Source organism: Arsenophonus endosymbiont of Aleurodicus dispersus (assembly GCF_900343015.1).
Lineage (GTDB): Bacteria > Pseudomonadota > Gammaproteobacteria > Enterobacterales > Enterobacteriaceae > Arsenophonus.
In genome coordinates, this window is sequence record NZ_LR025108.1 from 430,182 (window position 1) to 443,797 (window position 13,616).

A 13,616-nucleotide genomic window follows, 5' to 3' on the forward strand; every position below is an offset into this window, starting at 1 on the left:
CATGCCATTTCTCTACCTAGAATGCGCAATATCTGATGCCGGTATAGCTCAGTTGGTAGAGCAACTGACTTGTAATCAGTAGGTTCCGAGTTCGACTCTTGGTGCCGGCACCATTTAAAATTTAGATATAAGTAAAAGGTGGGATTCCCAAGCGGCCAAAGGGAGCAGACTGTAAATCTGCCGTCACAGACTTCGAAGGTTCGAATCCTTCTCCCACCACCATAATTTTTATCTTAAGTGTTCAGCTTAAAATGCTACTTCGCAAAATACTTAAGATAAAAGTTGCAGCTGATTAAAGTCAGGAAGCTAGATTCATAGCGGGCATCTTATAATGGATATTATCTCAGCCTTCCAAGCTGATAATACGGGTTCGATTCCCGTTGCCCGCTCCAAATATGTTGATATAGCTCAGCTGGTAGAGCACACCCTTGGTAAGGGTGAGGTCGGCAGTTCAAGTCTGCCTATCAGCACCACTCCTAGAATGTGTGCTTAATTGTTATCAAAGATAAAAAAACCGCATGTTAACGCACAATCTGCCATGTTTACCATGGTAAAAACACTTTAACTGCCACAATACCAGTATTAACGAATAACATGATCACTTGTATAGTGCAAATGGATTGCACATGGTTGATTACCATAAATCAAATTTTTTATTAAGCAAATAAATTTCTTTGTTATTATTTAGGCAGTAGAATAATTTTTTAGAAAAAAAATTAATCTTCTCAATAATCTTTCTAATTTTAATTAATAAATTACTATTTTTAAAAAAACTTTTTTATTTTTTTTATAGATTAATAGAGAATGCGGTTATTGTCATCAATCAATATTTTTTACATGCACTTATGTTTTAAAATTAGGTGTTATTATATATAAATTATATTGAATATGAATAATCTACTAATTAGATGAAATATGCTAATAAATATATAGAAAGTCTCCTAGATTATAAATCTATACTAAATTTATAGAATTTAGATAAATTAAATATTAGTAAGAATGTTCAAGAAATGCTAAAATAAAATTTACTTCTTCAACTTTAGTTGAAGATCTTTGTTTAGTAATTTTTGAAGTAGATAACGCAATTTGATTTTAGAGCAAGCATAGGACTTAAAATTTTCCTACGTCTTAGTTTGGTAAATAAAAATCATACTAACTAATAGTAATTTTTATTTATTAAAATTCAAAGAAATGTTATATGGTTATAAATAAATTTTATGCAATTTTTTTATCTGTGCTTGCTCTTATTTTGAAATTACGTATAATGCATGGGCTTTTTGATTTTAAAAGCATAGCTGCAAAAGGCTATACAAGCAGTAAAACTGCATTAAAATTAATGCCTGCTATTTACAGGTTATTATGAGAAAGATTAACCTTACCTTTCAATTCAAAGGTAAGCAAGAAGTTACTTATTACGTTTATAAATAGTTGGAGCTCTGGTCTCATGCAGAACCAAAGAATCCGTATCCGCCTGAAATCCTTTGATGATCGTTTGATTGATCAATCAACTATGGAAATCGTTAAAACGGCTAAGCGCACTGGCGCTCAAGTACGTGGTCCGATCCCTTTACCTACACGTAAAGAACGGTTTACCGTTCTGATTTCGCCGCATGTTAATAAAGATGCACGTAATCAGTACGAAATTCGTACTCATAAGCGTCTGGTTGATATCGTTGAGCCAACTGAGAAAACCGTTGATGCTCTGATGCGTCTGGATCTGGCGGCAGGTGTAGATGTGCAGATCAGCCTTGGTTAATCAGGTCGTTGCGTGATTAAGAGGTTGAAAAAATGATTGGTTTAGTCGGAAGAAAAGTAGGAATGACACGTATCTTCACTCAAGATGGTGTTTCTGTTCCTGTAACCGTTATCGAAATTGAAAATAACCGAGTGACTCAGGTGAAGAGTCTGGAAACAGATGGTTATAATGCAATTCAGGTCACTACTGGTAGTAAAAAAGCAATCCGTGTAAAGAAACCAGAAGCTGGTCATTTTGCTAAAGTTGGTGTTGAAGCTGGCCGTATCCTACGTGAATTTCGTTTGAATGAAAACGAATATTTTTCTGTAGGTCAAAGCATTAGTGTTGAAATTTTTGCTGACATCAAGAAAGTAGACGTTACTGGTACCTCTAAAGGTAAGGGTTTTGCTGGTACTATTAAACGCTGGAATTTTCACACTCAGGACACTACTCATGGTAACTCCCTATCACACCGTGTTCCGGGTTCTATTGGTCAAAACCAAACTCCTGGTAAGGTATTTAAAGGCAAGAAAATGGCTGGTCAATTAGGTAATGAACGTGTAACTGTTCAAAGTCTAGATGTAGTACGTGTTGACGCTGAGCGTAATTTTATGTTGGTCAAGGGTGCTGTTCCAGGTGCTAATGGTAGTAATCTGATTGTAAAACCAGCTGTTAAAGCATAATCTCGAGGAGATAGATAGGAATGGAATTGGTAATACAAGACGCGCAAGGCGCGCTGATTGTTTCCGAATCTACCTTCGGGTGTGATTTCAATGAAGCGCTTGTTCATCAAGTAGTTAATGCGTATGCAGCTGTTACTCGTCAAGGTACTCGTGCTCAGAAAAATCGAGCTGAGGTTTCAGGTTCTGGTAAAAAAATATGGCGTCAGAAAGGTACTGGTCGTGCACGTGCTGGTTCAGTTAAGAGCCCAATTTGGCGATCTGGTGGTATTACCTTTGCGGCAAGACCTCAGGATCACAGTCAAAAAGTAAATAAAAAGATGTATCGCGGTGCTTTGAAAAGCATATTATCTGAATTAGTACGTAAAAATCGTCTAATTATTGTTGCAAAATTTGCGATAGAAGCACCTAAAACTAAGCTTTTAGTGCAAAAATTAAAGAAAATGGGACTAGATGACGTATTGATCATCATGAATGATATTGATGAAAATTTATTTTTAGCCGCCCGTAACTTATATAAAGTTGACATCTGTAATGCGAACAGGATCGATCCGATTAGTCTAATTTACTTCTGCAAGGTAGTTATGACTACTGATGCTGTGGAGCAAATTGAGGAGATGTTAGCATGATCAGTGAAGAATGTATGCTAAAAATACTATTTAGACCACATGTTTCCGAAAAAGCTTCTACAGCTATGGAAAATAATAACACCATAGTACTTAAAGTATCGAAAGATGTGACTAAAGCAGCAATTAAGGCTGCAGTACAAAGACTGTTCAAAGTTGAAGTAACCGATGTAAATACTTTAATAGTTAAAGGCAAAACTAAACGTCACGGTAAGTTAATTGGTCGTCGTAGTGGCTGGAAAAAAGCTTATATAACTCTGAAAAAAGGCAATAATCTGAATTTCATCGGTTTTACAGAGTAAGTCTTAGGAGTCAAGAATAATGGCAGTTGTTAAATGTAACCCTACGTCTCCAGGCCGTCGCCACGTAGTTAAAGTGGTTAACTCTAATCTCCATAAGGGTAAACCTTATGCTCTGTTGCTAGAAAAAAGTAATAAAACTGGTGGACGTAACAATAATGGCCATATTACTACGCGTCATATTGGTGGTGGTCATAAACAGCGTTATCGTCTGATAGATTTTAAACGTAATAAAGATGGTATTGCTGCTACTGTTGAGCAGCTGGAATATGATCCAAACCGTTCTGCTAATATTGCATTAGTTCTTTATAAAGATGGAGAACGTCGCTATATTTTAGCACCAAAAGGCTTAAAAGCGAGTGACCAAATTCAGTCTGGTGCAGATGCAGCAATTAAAGTAGGTAATGCTTTACCTATGCGTAATATTCCTGTCGGTTCAAAGGTTCATAGTGTTGAGCTTCAACCTGATAAAGGTGGTCAACTAGCTCGTTCTGCTGGTGCTTATGTGCAAATCGTTGCACGTGATGGTGGTTATGTAACTATCCGTTTACGTTCTGGCGAAATGCGTAAAGTACTTTCTGATTGTCGTGCGACAATAGGTGAAGTTGGTAATGCAGAGCATATGTTACGTGTTCTAGGTAAAGCTGGTGCTAGCCGCTGGCGTGGAATTCGCCCTACTGTACGTGGTACAGCGATGAATCCAGTAGACCATCCACATGGTGGTGGTGAAGGTCGTAACTTTGGTAAACATCCAGTAACACCTTGGGGAGTTCAAACTAAAGGTAAGAAGACCCGTAGCAATACTCGTACTGACAAATATATCGTACGTTACCGTTCTAAAAAGTAATTAGAGGATAAGCCATGCCACGTTCTCTCAAGAAAGGTCCTTTTATTGACCAGCATTTGCTGAATAAGGTAGTAAAAGCGGTAGAAAGTGGAGACAAAAAGCCTCTCAAGACTTGGTCCCGTCGTTCAACGATCTTTCCTAATATGATCGGGTTTACCATCGCTGTCCATAATGGACGTCAGCATGTTCCAGTTTATGTTACCGACGAAATGGTTGGTCATAAATTAGGTGAATTCGCGCCAACCCGTACTTATCGCGGCCATGCTGCTGATAGAAAGACTAAGAAACGTTAAGTGAGGAAGAGATGGAAACGATCGCTATTCATCGCTATGCGCGTTCTTCTGCTCAGAAGGTTCGTTTAGTGATTGATCTTATTCGCGGCAAGAAAGTCTCACAAGCTATAGAAATTCTAAATTATACCAACAAGAAAGCTGCTTGTTTAGTTAAGAAAGTACTTGAGTCTGCTATCGCTAACGCCGAGCATAACGATGGTGCTGATATTGATGACTTAAAAATTACTAGAATTTTAGTTAATGAAGGTCCAACTAGGAAATGCATCATGCCTCGTGCTAAAGGTCGTGCAGATCGTATTTTAAAGCGCACTAGCCACATTACTGTGGTTGTATCCGATCGTTGAGACTCTGGAGACTAGCAATGGGTCAGAAAGTACATCCTAATGGTATTCGCCTAGGTATTGTAAAACCTTGGAACTCTACTTGGTATGCGAATACGAAAGAATTCGCTGGTAACCTAGACAGCGATTTTAAAGTCCGCCAATCTTTGAATAAAGAACTGGCAAAGGCATCTGTTTCACGTATCGTTATAGAACGGCCTGCGAAGAGTATCCGTGTAACTATTTACACTGCTCGTCCTGGTATTATTATAGGTAAAAAAGGTGAAGATGTAGATAAGCTGCGTAAAATAGTAGCAGATATTGCTGGTGTACCTGCACAAATTAATATTTCTGAAGTACGTAAGCCTGAACTAGATGCTAAATTAGTTGCTGATAGTATTGCTTCACAGTTAGAACGTCGTGTTATGTTCCGTAGAGCTATGAAACGAGCGGTACAAAACGCTATGCGTCTAGGTACAAAAGGCATCAAAGTAGAAGTCAGTGGGCGTTTAGGCGGCGCCGAAATTGCACGTACTGAGTGGTATCGTGAAGGCCGTGTGCCATTACACACCTTGCGGGCTGATATAGATTATAATACTGCAGAAGCGTACACTACTTATGGTGTACTTGGCGTTAAGGTATGGATCTTCAAAGGTGAGATCTTCGGGGGTATGGCTACTATTGAACAGGTAGAGAAACCTACAGTTAAACCTAAAAAGCAGCAGCGTAAAGGCCGCAAGGAGAATCGCTGATGTTACAACCAAAGCGTACGAAATTCCGTAAAATGCATAAAGGCCGCAATCGTGGCCTAGCTGTAAGTACTGATGTTAGCTTCGGTACTTTTGGTCTCAAAGCAGTGTGTCGTGGACGTTTGACTGCACGTCAGATAGAAGCGGCACGTCGTACCATGACCCGTGCAGTTAAGCGTGAGGGTAAAATTTGGATCCGTGTGTTTCCAGATAAACCTATTACTGAAAAGCCACTTGAAGTGCGTATGGGTAAAGGTAAAGGTAACGTAGAGTATTGGGTTACCTTGATCCAGCCTGGAAAAGTTCTTTATGAGATAGACGGTGTTCCAGAAGAGCTAGCTCGTGAAGCATTTAAGTTAGCCGCAGCAAAACTGCCTATCAAGACTACCTTTGTAACTAAGACGGTAATGTAATGAAAGCAAAAGATCTACGAGAAAAAAGCATTCAAGAGTTGAATACTAAACTACTTAACTTGCTACGTGAGCAATTTAACTTAAAGATGCAGAAAGCAAGTGGCCAGCTGCAACAGTCTCACTTGTTGAAACAAGTACGTCGTGATATTGCAAGTGTTAAGACTTTGTTGACTGAAAAGGCGGGTGTGTAATGAGTAATAAAATACGTACTTTGCAAGGTCGTGTAACTAGCAATAAGATGGAGAAATCTATTGTAGTTGCTATTGAGCGTATGGTAAAATATCCTTTATATGGTAAGTTTATCCGTCGTACTACTAAATTGTATGTACATGATGAGAATAATGAATGTAGTATTGGTGATCTAGTGGAAATCCATGAAACCCGCCCACTGTCTAAAACAAAGTCATGGACACTTGTTCGCGTTGTAGAAAAAGCTGTTCTGTAATATAGTATTTATTTCATACAATTAATAAGCATGACTTAATAAAGCGACAGTTTATTTGTCAATCCACATTGAAATTATGTTATTATAGTGCTATAACTTAATCTATATTGTATAGCTTCTTCAATTTATATAAAAAGGAGCCAAGTTGTAGTTGATATTTAGCGGAGCATTTAAATGATCTTAGAACAGACTATACTAAACGTAGCCGATAACTCTGGAGCACGTGGTGTAATGTGTATCAAAGTTCTAGGTGGTTCTCACCGTCGCTACGCAGATATAGGTGATATCATTAAAATTACTGTTAAAGAAGCAATTCCACGTGGTAAAGTAAAAAAGGGTGATGTGCTGAAAGCAGTAGTAGTACGCACCAAGAATGGTGTACGTCGACTTGACGGTTCTGTTATTCGTTTTGATAAAAACGCTTGTGTATTGTTACACAACATAAGTGAGGAAGTTATCGGTACGCGGATTTTTGGGCCGGTAACTCGTGAACTTCGTACTGAGAAGTTTATGAAAATTATTTCTTTAGCACCAGAAGTTCTTTAAGGAGTAGGCATAATGGCCGCAAAAATCCGTCGTGATGACAAAGTCATCGTGTTAACTGGCAAAGATAAAGGCAAGCGTGGTAAAGTAAAACAGGTTCTTTATTCTAGTAAAGTCATTGTTGAAGGGATTAATCTGGTTAAGAAACATCAGAAGCCTGTCCCCACTATGAATCAACCAGGTGGTATTTTTGAAAAAGAAGCAGCAATTGATGTTTCTAATGTTGCAATCTTTAATGTGATAACTGGTAAAGCGGACCGAGTAGGTTTTAGAATTGAAGATGGTAAAAAAGTGCGATTCTTTAAATCTAACATTGAAACTATTAAGTAATTTTAGGGGTATACGATGGCGAAACTGCATGATTACTATAAAAACGAGGTAGTCCAAAAGCTGATGACTCAGTTTAGCTATAATTCTATCATGCAAGTTCCTCGGGTCGAGAAGATTACCATGAATATGGGTGTTGGTGGAGCTATTTCTGATAAAAAGCTGCTTGATAATGCAGCTGCTGATTTAGCAGCAATAACAGGACAAAAACCATTTATAACAAAAGCGCGCAAATCTGTTGCAGGATTCAAAATACGTCAGGGTTATCCCATCGGCTGTAAAGTGACCCTGCGTGGTGAACGCATGTTTGAATTCTTAGAGCGTCTGATTTTTATTGCTATGCCACGTATCCGTGATTTCCGTGGGTTATCCACTAAATCATTTGATGGTCGCGGTAATTACAGTATGGGTGTACGTGAACAAATCATCTTTCCTGAAATCGATTATGATCGAGTTGATAGTGTACGTGGTTTAGATGTTACTATCACTACTAGTGCTAAATCAGATGATGAAGGGCTTGCACTGTTGATGGCGTTTAACTTTCCGTTCCGTCAAGTAAGGCGGGTTATTCATGGCTAAACAATCAATGAAGGCACGCGATGTCAAACGTGCAAAATTATCTGAAAAATTATTTGTAAAGCGTACAGAATTAAAGGTTATTATTTCTGATGTTAATAGTTCTAATGAAGAACGTTGGAATGCTGTTCTTAAGCTGCAAACGCTGCCACGGGATTCCAGCCCTTCTCGTCGACGCAACCGCTGTCGACAAACTGGGCGACCACATGGTTTTCTACGAAAATTTGGCCTAAGCCGTATTAAAGTCCGTGAATCAGCTATGCGCGGTGAAATCCCGGGCCTTAAGAAAGCTAGCTGGTAATTATCACCAATTGAACACGTGAGTAAAAACAGATGAGCATGCAAGATCCAATTGCCGATATGCTGACCCGTATCCGTAATGGTCAGGCAGTTAATAAAACTTCGATCAATATGCCTTCCGCTAAGCTAAAAGTAGCGATTGCTACAGTTCTTAAAGAAGCAGGTTATATCGAAGATTATAAAATTGAAGACGAAATTAAGCCAACCTTGGTAATTACATTGAAATATTTTCAGGGTAAGTCTGTTGTAGAAAGAATTAATCGTGTAAGCAGCCCAAGTTTGCGCATCTATAAAAAAAAATATGAGCTACCACTGGTTATGGCTGGTTTAGGCATTGCTATTATTTCTACTTCTAAAGGTCTCATGACTGATCATATAGCTAGAAAAGCAGGTTTAGGTGGCGAAATTCTCTGCTACGTAGTTTAATTCCGGAGGAAAGAATGTTTCGTTTAGCAAAAAAGCCGGTCATCATTCCTGTCGGCGTAGAGGTAAAACTTGACGGTCAAAATATATCGATTAAAGGTAAAAATGGCGAGCTTACTCGTACAATCCATAAAGCTGTTGAAGTCAAATATGTTTGTAATCAGTTAACGTTTGCACAACATCAAAGTTTTGATGATGCATGGGCAAAACTTGGTACTACACGTTCTTTATTGAATGCAATGGTTATTGGTGTTACTGAAGGTTTTACTAAGAAACTTCAGCTGATTGGTGTTGGTTATCGTGCAGCTATTAAAGATAATATTATAAGTTTGTCCTTAGGGTACTCTCATCCGTTAGAGTATGAGCTACCAGCAGGTATTACTGCTAAATGTCCTTCACAGACTGAAATTGTGTTGGAAGGTTTAGATAAACAGGCAATAGGTCAAGTTGTATCAGAATTGCGTGCTTACCGTCGTCCTGACCCTTACAAAGGTAAAGGTGTTCGTTGCGTCGATGAAATCGTGCGTTATAAAGATGCTAAGAAGAAGTAAGGTAATAAATAGTATGGATCAAAAAGTAATTCGTATACGTCGTGCAATTAGATCACGACGCAAAATTCGTGAACTAGGTGCAACGCGCTTGGTGGTACACCGTACCCCTCGTCATATTTATGCACAGGTTATTACTCCAACAGGTTCTGAAACTTTGGTGTTCGCTTCTACTACAGAAAAAATTATAAATAAGCAAGTAAAGTACACAGGAAACAAAGAAGCTGCCGCAGTAGTTGGTAAATTAATTGCTGAGCGAGCTTTGGGAAAAGGTATCAAAAATGTTGCTTTTGATCGCTCTGGTTTCCAATATCATGGTAGAGTACAGATACTAGCAGATGCTGCTCGTGAAGCTGGACTTCAGTTCTAAGATAGAGGGGTAAGATGTCTCACATCGAAAAACAAGCTTGCGAACTACAGGAAAAGCTGATCGCTGTAAATCGTGTAGCAAAAACCATTAAAGGTGGCCGTATTTTTAGTTTTACAGCACTAACTGTCGTTGGTAACGGTAATGGTCGTGTTGGTTTTGGCTACGGTAAGGCTCGCGAAGTTCCAGCAGCAATCCAGAAAGCAATGGAAAAAGCCCGTCGCAATATGAAAAACTTTGTTCTAAATAATGATACTCTATATCATCCTGCAAAAGGTGCTTATACAGGTTCTCGTGTGTTTATGCAACCTGCTTATGCAGGGACAGGTATTATCGCAGGAGGTGCAATGCGTTCTGTATTGGAAGTAGCTGGTGTTCATAACGTATTAGCTAAAACCTACGGTTCTACGAATCCAATTAATGTTGTTCGTGCAACGCTAGATGCTTTAGACAGCATGAAGTCTCCAGAAATGGTTGCAGCTAAGCGTGGTAAATCTGTTGAAGAAATTCTTGGTAATGGATCATGTCATGGCTAAGACTATTAAAATTAAACAAGTTCGCAGTTCTATTGGTTGCTTGCCAAAACATAAAGCCACTTTGACTGGTTTAGGTCTGCGTCGTATTGGTCATAATGTAGAACGTGAAGATACACCAGCGATCCGCGGCATGATCAATTTAGTTTACTACATGGTTAAAGTTGAGGAGTAAGAGATGCGCTTAAATACTCTGTCTCCAGCTGAAGGTACTAAACATGCACCTAAACGCGTAGGTCGTGGTATTGGTTCTGGTTTAGGTAAAACTGGCGGGCGTGGTCATAAAGGTCAGAAATCTCGTTCCGGAGGTGGCGTACATCGTGGTTTTGAAGGCGGTCAGATCCCGTTATATCGTCGTTTACCTAAATTTGGGTTTACTTCACGTAAAGCAATGATTACTGCAGAAGTTCGTTTATCAGACATTGCTAATGTTGAAGGCAATGTGATTAACCTGAATACGCTGAAAGCTGCTAATATAGTTGGTATTCAAATAGAATATGCAAAAATTTTTCTTTCTGGTGAAGTTAATCGGTCATTAACTGTGTATGGTCTTCGTGTAACAAAAGGTGCCAGGATTGCAATTGAAGCAGCTGGCGGTAGAATTGAGGAATAAGTTACAGGTGGCGAAGAAACAAGGGTTAGATTTTCTAAGTGCTAAAGGTGGTATAGGCGAACTTAAACGAAAGCTTTTGTTTGTAATTGGGGCGCTAATTATTTTCCGTATTGGTTCTTTTATTCCAATTCCTGGAATAAATTCCACTGTGCTTGCTAAATTGTTTGAACAGCAAAGAGGCACCATAATTGAAATGTTTAATCTGTTTTCTGGTGGTGCGCTTAGTCGTGCTTCTATCTTTGCATTGGGAATTATGCCTTATATTTCAGCATCAATTATTGTTCAATTACTGACTGTAGTTAATCCTTGGTTAGCAGAGATTAAGAAGGAAGGTGAAGCCGGTCTACGTAAGATTAGTCAATATATACGTTATGGTACTTTGGTATTAGCGATATTCCAATCTATTGGTGTTGCAACAGGGTTACCTAATGTGGCTGGTATGCAGGGGTTAGTCATTAATCCTGGTTTTATGTTTTATTTTACGGCTGTTGTTAGTTTAGTGACAGGAACAATGTTTTTGATGTGGTTAGGTGAGCAAATTACTGAAAGAGGTATTGGAAACGGTATCTCTATTATTATTTTTGCAGGTATAGTTGCAGGCCTCCTACCGGCTATTTGCCATACCATTGAACAAGCTCGGCAAGGTGATTTGCACTTCCTCTTATTGTTGTTGATTGTAGTTTTAGTATTTGCAGTGACTTATTTTGTTGTTTTTATGGAGCTTGGTCAGCGTCGTATAGTAGTTAACTACGCAAAACGTCAACAAGGTCGTCGCATTTATGCTGCACAAAGCACACATTTACCATTAAAAGTAAATATGGCAGGCGTAATTCCTGCAATTTTTGCTTCCAGTATTATACTATTCCCAGGTACAGTAGCTTCCTGGTTTGGTGATGGAACAGGAAGGGGTTGGCTTACAGCTATTTCAATATATTTGCAGCCAGGACAACCACTTTATACATTACTTTATGCATCTGCAATTATCTTCTTCTGTTTCTTTTATACTTCATTAGTTTTTAATCCGAGAGAGACAGCAGATCACCTGAAGAAGTCAGGTGCATTTGTACCAGGAATTCGTCCAGGAGAGCAAACTGCTAAGTATATTGTCAAAGTAATGACGCGCCTAACATTAGTAGGTGCATTGTACGTTACTTTTATTTGCTTAATTCCGGAGTTTATGCGTAATGCAATGAAAGTTCCGTTCTATTTTGGTGGCACTTCACTTATGATTGTAGTTGTCGTTATTATGGACTTTATGGCTCAAGTGCAAACTATTATTATGTCAAGTCAATATGACTCTGCATTGAAAAAAGCGAACCTTAAAGGCAAATAATTTCCTTTAAATTAATTTGCTTTGTAAGTTACGGAGAGTAAAATGAAAGTTAGTGCTTCAATCAAGAAATTATGTCGTAATTGTAAAATCATTAAACGTAATGGTGTTGTTCGTGTAATTTGTAGCGTTGAACCAAGACATAAACAGCGTCAAGGCTAAGAAAGCGGTATTTTCCACTTATACAGTATTTAACTTTAGGAGTGCATAGTGGCCCGTATAACAGGCATTAATATTCCTGACCATAAGCATATAGTAATCGGTTTAACATCGATTTACGGCATTGGTAAACCTAGCTCACAGTCAATCTGTTTAGCCACTGGTATTGATAAGCATGTTAAGTTTAGTGAACTTTCTGAAGATCAAATTGACAAGTTACGCGAAGAAGTTGCTAAATACATTGTTGAAGGTGATTTACGTCGTAAAGTTACACTAAGTATCAAGCGTCTAATAGATCTTGGTTGTTATCGTGGTTTACGTCACCGCCGTGGTCTTCCTGTTCGTGGTCAGCGAACTAAGACTAATGCGCGTACTCGCAAGGGACCGCGTAAGCCGATAAAGAAATAAGCGGGGGATTAAATTAATGGCAAAGACGATTCGTACACGTAAGCGTATAAGAAAACAAGTTTCAGACGGTGTAGCTCATATCCATGCTTCTTTTAACAACACAATTGTTACCATAACTGATCGTCAGGGTAATGCATTGGGTTGGGCAACCGCAGGTGGTTCTGGTTTTCGTGGTTCTCGTAAGTCGACTCCTTTTGCTGCTCAAGTTGCAGCAGAACGTTGTGCTGAGGCAGTTAAAGAGTACGGAATAAATAACTTAGAAGTGATGGTTAAAGGACCTGGTCCTGGACGTGAGTCAACTATCCGTGCGTTAAATGCGGCTGGTTTCCGCATTACTAACATTACTGATGTCACTCCTATCCCTCATAACGGTTGTCGTCCACCGAAGAAACGTCGTGTTTAATTTAATTATATTGTTTTTTTAGGATTTTGGGATAAAAAATGGCTAGATATTTGGGTCCTAAGCTGAAACTAAGCTGTCGAGAGGGTATAGATCTTTTTCTTAAGTCTGGCGTTCGAGCTATTGATACCAAGTGTAAATTAGAACAGGCACCAGGACAGCATGGTGCACGTAAACCGCGTCTATCTGATTATGGTATTCAGTTACGTGAGAAACAAAAAGTTCGTCGTATTTATGGTGTTCTAGAACGTCAATTCCGTAATTATTATAAAGAAGCAACACGATTGAAGGGCAATACAGGCGAAAATCTGCTTAATTTGCTTGAATGTCGTTTAGATAATACTGTTTATCGTATGGGATTTGGCGCAACACGTGCGGAAGCACGTCAGATGGTTAGCTATAAAGCTATTATGGTAAATGGTCAAGTTGTTAATATTGCTTCTTATCAGGTTTCACCGAATGATGTTATCAGCGTTCGTGAAAAAGCAAAAAAACAGTCTCGTGTTAAGTCTGCTTTAGAGCTTGCTGAACAGCGTGAGAAACCAAGTTGGTTAAATGTTGATGCGGTCAAGATGGAAGGTGTGTTCAAACGTATTCCTGAACGCGCTGATCTGTCTGCTGACATTAACGAACACTTAATTGTAGAGCTTTACTCTAAGTAAAGCTTAGTACCAAAGAGAGG

At 38.8% G+C, this 13,616-nt stretch carries 26 protein-coding genes and 4 tRNA genes; all 30 read left to right on the forward strand.

Translation table 11 applies throughout. The features are described from left to right. Positions 1-37 precede the first annotated feature (37 nt). Positions 38-113 (forward strand) — tRNA-Thr (locus tag WBAF_RS01480). A gap of 24 nt (positions 114-137) precedes the next feature. Beyond that, positions 138-222, forward strand: a tRNA-Tyr gene (locus WBAF_RS01485). 95 nt (positions 223-317) lie between these two features. Further along, positions 318-392 (forward strand) — tRNA-Gly (locus WBAF_RS01490). Between the two features lie 5 nt (positions 393-397). Then, positions 398-473: transfer RNA gene (locus WBAF_RS01495), tRNA-Thr, on the forward strand. 971 nt (positions 474-1,444) lie between these two features. Then, positions 1,445-1,756, forward strand: a complete 312-nt coding sequence (gene rpsJ / locus WBAF_RS01500) for a 30S ribosomal protein S10 (protein WP_121463306.1) — start codon at positions 1,445-1,447, stop codon at positions 1,754-1,756. A gap of 32 nt (positions 1,757-1,788) precedes the next feature. After that, positions 1,789-2,418 carry a 50S ribosomal protein L3 gene (gene rplC, locus WBAF_RS01505; protein WP_121463307.1) on the forward strand — a complete coding sequence of 210 codons (630 nt, stop codon included), beginning with the start codon at positions 1,789-1,791 and terminating at the stop codon, positions 2,416-2,418. A gap of 20 nt (positions 2,419-2,438) precedes the next feature. Next, the gene (gene rplD / locus WBAF_RS01510) at positions 2,439-3,044 is read left to right on the forward strand and encodes a 50S ribosomal protein L4 (protein WP_121463308.1); all 606 of its coding nucleotides are present in this window, start codon (positions 2,439-2,441) and stop codon (positions 3,042-3,044) included. Then, on the forward strand, positions 3,041-3,343 hold the full coding sequence (gene rplW, locus WBAF_RS01515; protein WP_121463309.1) for a 50S ribosomal protein L23: 303 nt from the start codon (positions 3,041-3,043) through the stop codon (positions 3,341-3,343). The genes rplD and rplW overlap by 4 nt, the downstream gene beginning before the upstream one ends. A 19-nt stretch (positions 3,344-3,362) precedes the next feature. Then, entirely contained in the window at positions 3,363-4,187 is an 825-nt protein-coding gene (gene rplB / locus WBAF_RS01520) for a 50S ribosomal protein L2 (RefSeq protein ID WP_121463310.1), read from the forward strand. Positions 4,188-4,201: 14 nt separating this feature from the next. Continuing rightward, a complete protein-coding gene (gene rpsS, locus WBAF_RS01525) occupies positions 4,202-4,480 on the forward strand; it encodes a 30S ribosomal protein S19 (RefSeq protein ID WP_121463311.1) in 279 nt (92 codons plus the stop codon). Between the two features lie 11 nt (positions 4,481-4,491). Beyond that, positions 4,492-4,824, forward strand: a complete 333-nt coding sequence (gene rplV, locus WBAF_RS01530; protein ID WP_121463312.1) for a 50S ribosomal protein L22 — start codon at positions 4,492-4,494, stop codon at positions 4,822-4,824. 17 nt (positions 4,825-4,841) lie between these two features. Beyond that, positions 4,842-5,552, forward strand: coding sequence for a 30S ribosomal protein S3 (rpsC, locus tag WBAF_RS01535; protein ID WP_121463313.1), 711 nt, complete (start codon positions 4,842-4,844; stop codon positions 5,550-5,552). Further along, positions 5,552-5,962 carry a 50S ribosomal protein L16 gene (rplP, locus tag WBAF_RS01540; RefSeq protein WP_121463314.1) on the forward strand — a complete coding sequence of 137 codons (411 nt, stop codon included), beginning with the start codon at positions 5,552-5,554 and terminating at the stop codon, positions 5,960-5,962. Before rpsC ends, rplP begins: the two co-directional genes overlap by 1 nt. After that, on the forward strand, positions 5,962-6,153 hold the full coding sequence (rpmC, locus tag WBAF_RS01545) for a 50S ribosomal protein L29 (RefSeq protein WP_121463315.1): 192 nt from the start codon (positions 5,962-5,964) through the stop codon (positions 6,151-6,153). Before rplP ends, rpmC begins: the two co-directional genes overlap by 1 nt. Next, the gene (gene rpsQ / locus WBAF_RS01550) at positions 6,153-6,407 is read left to right on the forward strand and encodes a 30S ribosomal protein S17 (protein ID WP_121463316.1); all 255 of its coding nucleotides are present in this window, start codon (positions 6,153-6,155) and stop codon (positions 6,405-6,407) included. Before rpmC ends, rpsQ begins: the two co-directional genes overlap by 1 nt. Before the next feature lie 174 nt (positions 6,408-6,581). Beyond that, the gene (rplN, locus tag WBAF_RS01555; protein ID WP_121463317.1) at positions 6,582-6,953 is read left to right on the forward strand and encodes a 50S ribosomal protein L14; all 372 of its coding nucleotides are present in this window, start codon (positions 6,582-6,584) and stop codon (positions 6,951-6,953) included. A 12-nt stretch (positions 6,954-6,965) separates the two neighbouring features. Further along, entirely contained in the window at positions 6,966-7,280 is a 315-nt protein-coding gene (rplX, locus tag WBAF_RS01560) for a 50S ribosomal protein L24 (protein WP_121463318.1), read from the forward strand. Positions 7,281-7,295: 15 nt separating this feature from the next. After that, on the forward strand, positions 7,296-7,856 hold the full coding sequence (rplE, locus tag WBAF_RS01565; RefSeq protein ID WP_121463319.1) for a 50S ribosomal protein L5: 561 nt from the start codon (positions 7,296-7,298) through the stop codon (positions 7,854-7,856). Then, complete coding sequence (gene rpsN, locus WBAF_RS01570) at positions 7,849-8,154, forward strand: 30S ribosomal protein S14 (RefSeq protein WP_121463320.1); 306 nt, start codon at positions 7,849-7,851, stop codon at positions 8,152-8,154. The genes rplE and rpsN overlap by 8 nt, the downstream gene beginning before the upstream one ends. Positions 8,155-8,186: 32 nt before the next feature. Further along, positions 8,187-8,579, forward strand: a complete 393-nt coding sequence (rpsH, locus tag WBAF_RS01575) for a 30S ribosomal protein S8 (RefSeq protein WP_121463321.1) — start codon at positions 8,187-8,189, stop codon at positions 8,577-8,579. A gap of 14 nt (positions 8,580-8,593) precedes the next feature. Continuing rightward, positions 8,594-9,127 carry a 50S ribosomal protein L6 gene (rplF, locus tag WBAF_RS01580; protein WP_121463322.1) on the forward strand — a complete coding sequence of 178 codons (534 nt, stop codon included), beginning with the start codon at positions 8,594-8,596 and terminating at the stop codon, positions 9,125-9,127. Positions 9,128-9,140: 13 nt separating this feature from the next. Beyond that, the gene (gene rplR / locus WBAF_RS01585) at positions 9,141-9,494 is read left to right on the forward strand and encodes a 50S ribosomal protein L18 (protein WP_121463323.1); all 354 of its coding nucleotides are present in this window, start codon (positions 9,141-9,143) and stop codon (positions 9,492-9,494) included. Between the two features lie 14 nt (positions 9,495-9,508). Then, positions 9,509-10,027 (forward strand): 30S ribosomal protein S5, encoded by a 519-nt coding sequence (gene rpsE / locus WBAF_RS01590; RefSeq protein WP_121463324.1) that lies wholly within the window; start codon positions 9,509-9,511, stop codon positions 10,025-10,027. Beyond that, entirely contained in the window at positions 10,020-10,199 is a 180-nt protein-coding gene (gene rpmD / locus WBAF_RS01595; RefSeq protein ID WP_121463325.1) for a 50S ribosomal protein L30, read from the forward strand. The genes rpsE and rpmD overlap by 8 nt, the downstream gene beginning before the upstream one ends. Positions 10,200-10,202: 3 nt before the next feature. After that, complete coding sequence (gene rplO / locus WBAF_RS01600) at positions 10,203-10,637, forward strand: 50S ribosomal protein L15 (protein WP_121463326.1); 435 nt, start codon at positions 10,203-10,205, stop codon at positions 10,635-10,637. A 7-nt stretch (positions 10,638-10,644) separates the two neighbouring features. Beyond that, positions 10,645-11,970: a preprotein translocase subunit SecY gene (gene secY / locus WBAF_RS01605; protein ID WP_121463327.1), complete on the forward strand. Its 1,326-nt coding sequence runs from the start codon at positions 10,645-10,647 to the stop codon at positions 11,968-11,970. 42 nt (positions 11,971-12,012) lie between these two features. Then, positions 12,013-12,129 carry a 50S ribosomal protein L36 gene (gene rpmJ / locus WBAF_RS01610; protein WP_121463328.1) on the forward strand — a complete coding sequence of 39 codons (117 nt, stop codon included), beginning with the start codon at positions 12,013-12,015 and terminating at the stop codon, positions 12,127-12,129. A 48-nt stretch (positions 12,130-12,177) separates the two neighbouring features. Continuing rightward, entirely contained in the window at positions 12,178-12,534 is a 357-nt protein-coding gene (gene rpsM, locus WBAF_RS01615; RefSeq protein ID WP_121463329.1) for a 30S ribosomal protein S13, read from the forward strand. Between the two features lie 16 nt (positions 12,535-12,550). Beyond that, complete coding sequence (gene rpsK, locus WBAF_RS01620; protein WP_121463330.1) at positions 12,551-12,937, forward strand: 30S ribosomal protein S11; 387 nt, start codon at positions 12,551-12,553, stop codon at positions 12,935-12,937. Positions 12,938-12,975: 38 nt separating this feature from the next. Next, on the forward strand, positions 12,976-13,596 hold the full coding sequence (rpsD, locus tag WBAF_RS01625; protein ID WP_121463331.1) for a 30S ribosomal protein S4: 621 nt from the start codon (positions 12,976-12,978) through the stop codon (positions 13,594-13,596). Positions 13,597-13,616: the final 20 nt, after the last annotated feature.

Excerpts from the sequence above, each read along its gene's own strand:
- rpsJ (WP_121463306.1), top strand. The coding sequence starts at position 1,445 with ATGCAGAACCAAAGAATCCGTATCCGCCTGAAATCCTTTGATGATCGT.
- rplC (WP_121463307.1), top strand. The coding sequence starts at position 1,789 with ATGATTGGTTTAGTCGGAAGAAAAGTAGGAATGACACGTATCTTCACT.
- rplD (WP_121463308.1), top strand. The coding sequence starts at position 2,439 with ATGGAATTGGTAATACAAGACGCGCAAGGCGCGCTGATTGTTTCCGAA.
- rplW (WP_121463309.1), top strand. The coding sequence starts at position 3,041 with ATGATCAGTGAAGAATGTATGCTAAAAATACTATTTAGACCACATGTT.
- rplB (WP_121463310.1), top strand. The coding sequence starts at position 3,363 with ATGGCAGTTGTTAAATGTAACCCTACGTCTCCAGGCCGTCGCCACGTA.
- rpsS (WP_121463311.1), top strand. The coding sequence starts at position 4,202 with ATGCCACGTTCTCTCAAGAAAGGTCCTTTTATTGACCAGCATTTGCTG.
- rplV (WP_121463312.1), top strand. The coding sequence starts at position 4,492 with ATGGAAACGATCGCTATTCATCGCTATGCGCGTTCTTCTGCTCAGAAG.
- rpsC (WP_121463313.1), top strand. The coding sequence starts at position 4,842 with ATGGGTCAGAAAGTACATCCTAATGGTATTCGCCTAGGTATTGTAAAA.
- rplP (WP_121463314.1), top strand. The coding sequence starts at position 5,552 with ATGTTACAACCAAAGCGTACGAAATTCCGTAAAATGCATAAAGGCCGC.
- rpmC (WP_121463315.1), top strand. The coding sequence starts at position 5,962 with ATGAAAGCAAAAGATCTACGAGAAAAAAGCATTCAAGAGTTGAATACT.
- rpsQ (WP_121463316.1), top strand. The coding sequence starts at position 6,153 with ATGAGTAATAAAATACGTACTTTGCAAGGTCGTGTAACTAGCAATAAG.
- rplN (WP_121463317.1), top strand. The coding sequence starts at position 6,582 with ATGATCTTAGAACAGACTATACTAAACGTAGCCGATAACTCTGGAGCA.
- rplX (WP_121463318.1), top strand. The coding sequence starts at position 6,966 with ATGGCCGCAAAAATCCGTCGTGATGACAAAGTCATCGTGTTAACTGGC.
- rplE (WP_121463319.1), top strand. The coding sequence starts at position 7,296 with ATGGCGAAACTGCATGATTACTATAAAAACGAGGTAGTCCAAAAGCTG.
- rpsN (WP_121463320.1), top strand. The coding sequence starts at position 7,849 with ATGGCTAAACAATCAATGAAGGCACGCGATGTCAAACGTGCAAAATTA.
- rpsH (WP_121463321.1), top strand. The coding sequence starts at position 8,187 with ATGAGCATGCAAGATCCAATTGCCGATATGCTGACCCGTATCCGTAAT.
- rplF (WP_121463322.1), top strand. The coding sequence starts at position 8,594 with ATGTTTCGTTTAGCAAAAAAGCCGGTCATCATTCCTGTCGGCGTAGAG.
- rplR (WP_121463323.1), top strand. The coding sequence starts at position 9,141 with ATGGATCAAAAAGTAATTCGTATACGTCGTGCAATTAGATCACGACGC.
- rpsE (WP_121463324.1), top strand. The coding sequence starts at position 9,509 with ATGTCTCACATCGAAAAACAAGCTTGCGAACTACAGGAAAAGCTGATC.
- rpmD (WP_121463325.1), top strand. The coding sequence starts at position 10,020 with ATGGCTAAGACTATTAAAATTAAACAAGTTCGCAGTTCTATTGGTTGC.
- rplO (WP_121463326.1), top strand. The coding sequence starts at position 10,203 with ATGCGCTTAAATACTCTGTCTCCAGCTGAAGGTACTAAACATGCACCT.
- rpmJ (WP_121463328.1), top strand. The coding sequence starts at position 12,013 with ATGAAAGTTAGTGCTTCAATCAAGAAATTATGTCGTAATTGTAAAATC.
- rpsK (WP_121463330.1), top strand. The coding sequence starts at position 12,551 with ATGGCAAAGACGATTCGTACACGTAAGCGTATAAGAAAACAAGTTTCA.
- rpsD (WP_121463331.1), top strand. The coding sequence starts at position 12,976 with ATGGCTAGATATTTGGGTCCTAAGCTGAAACTAAGCTGTCGAGAGGGT.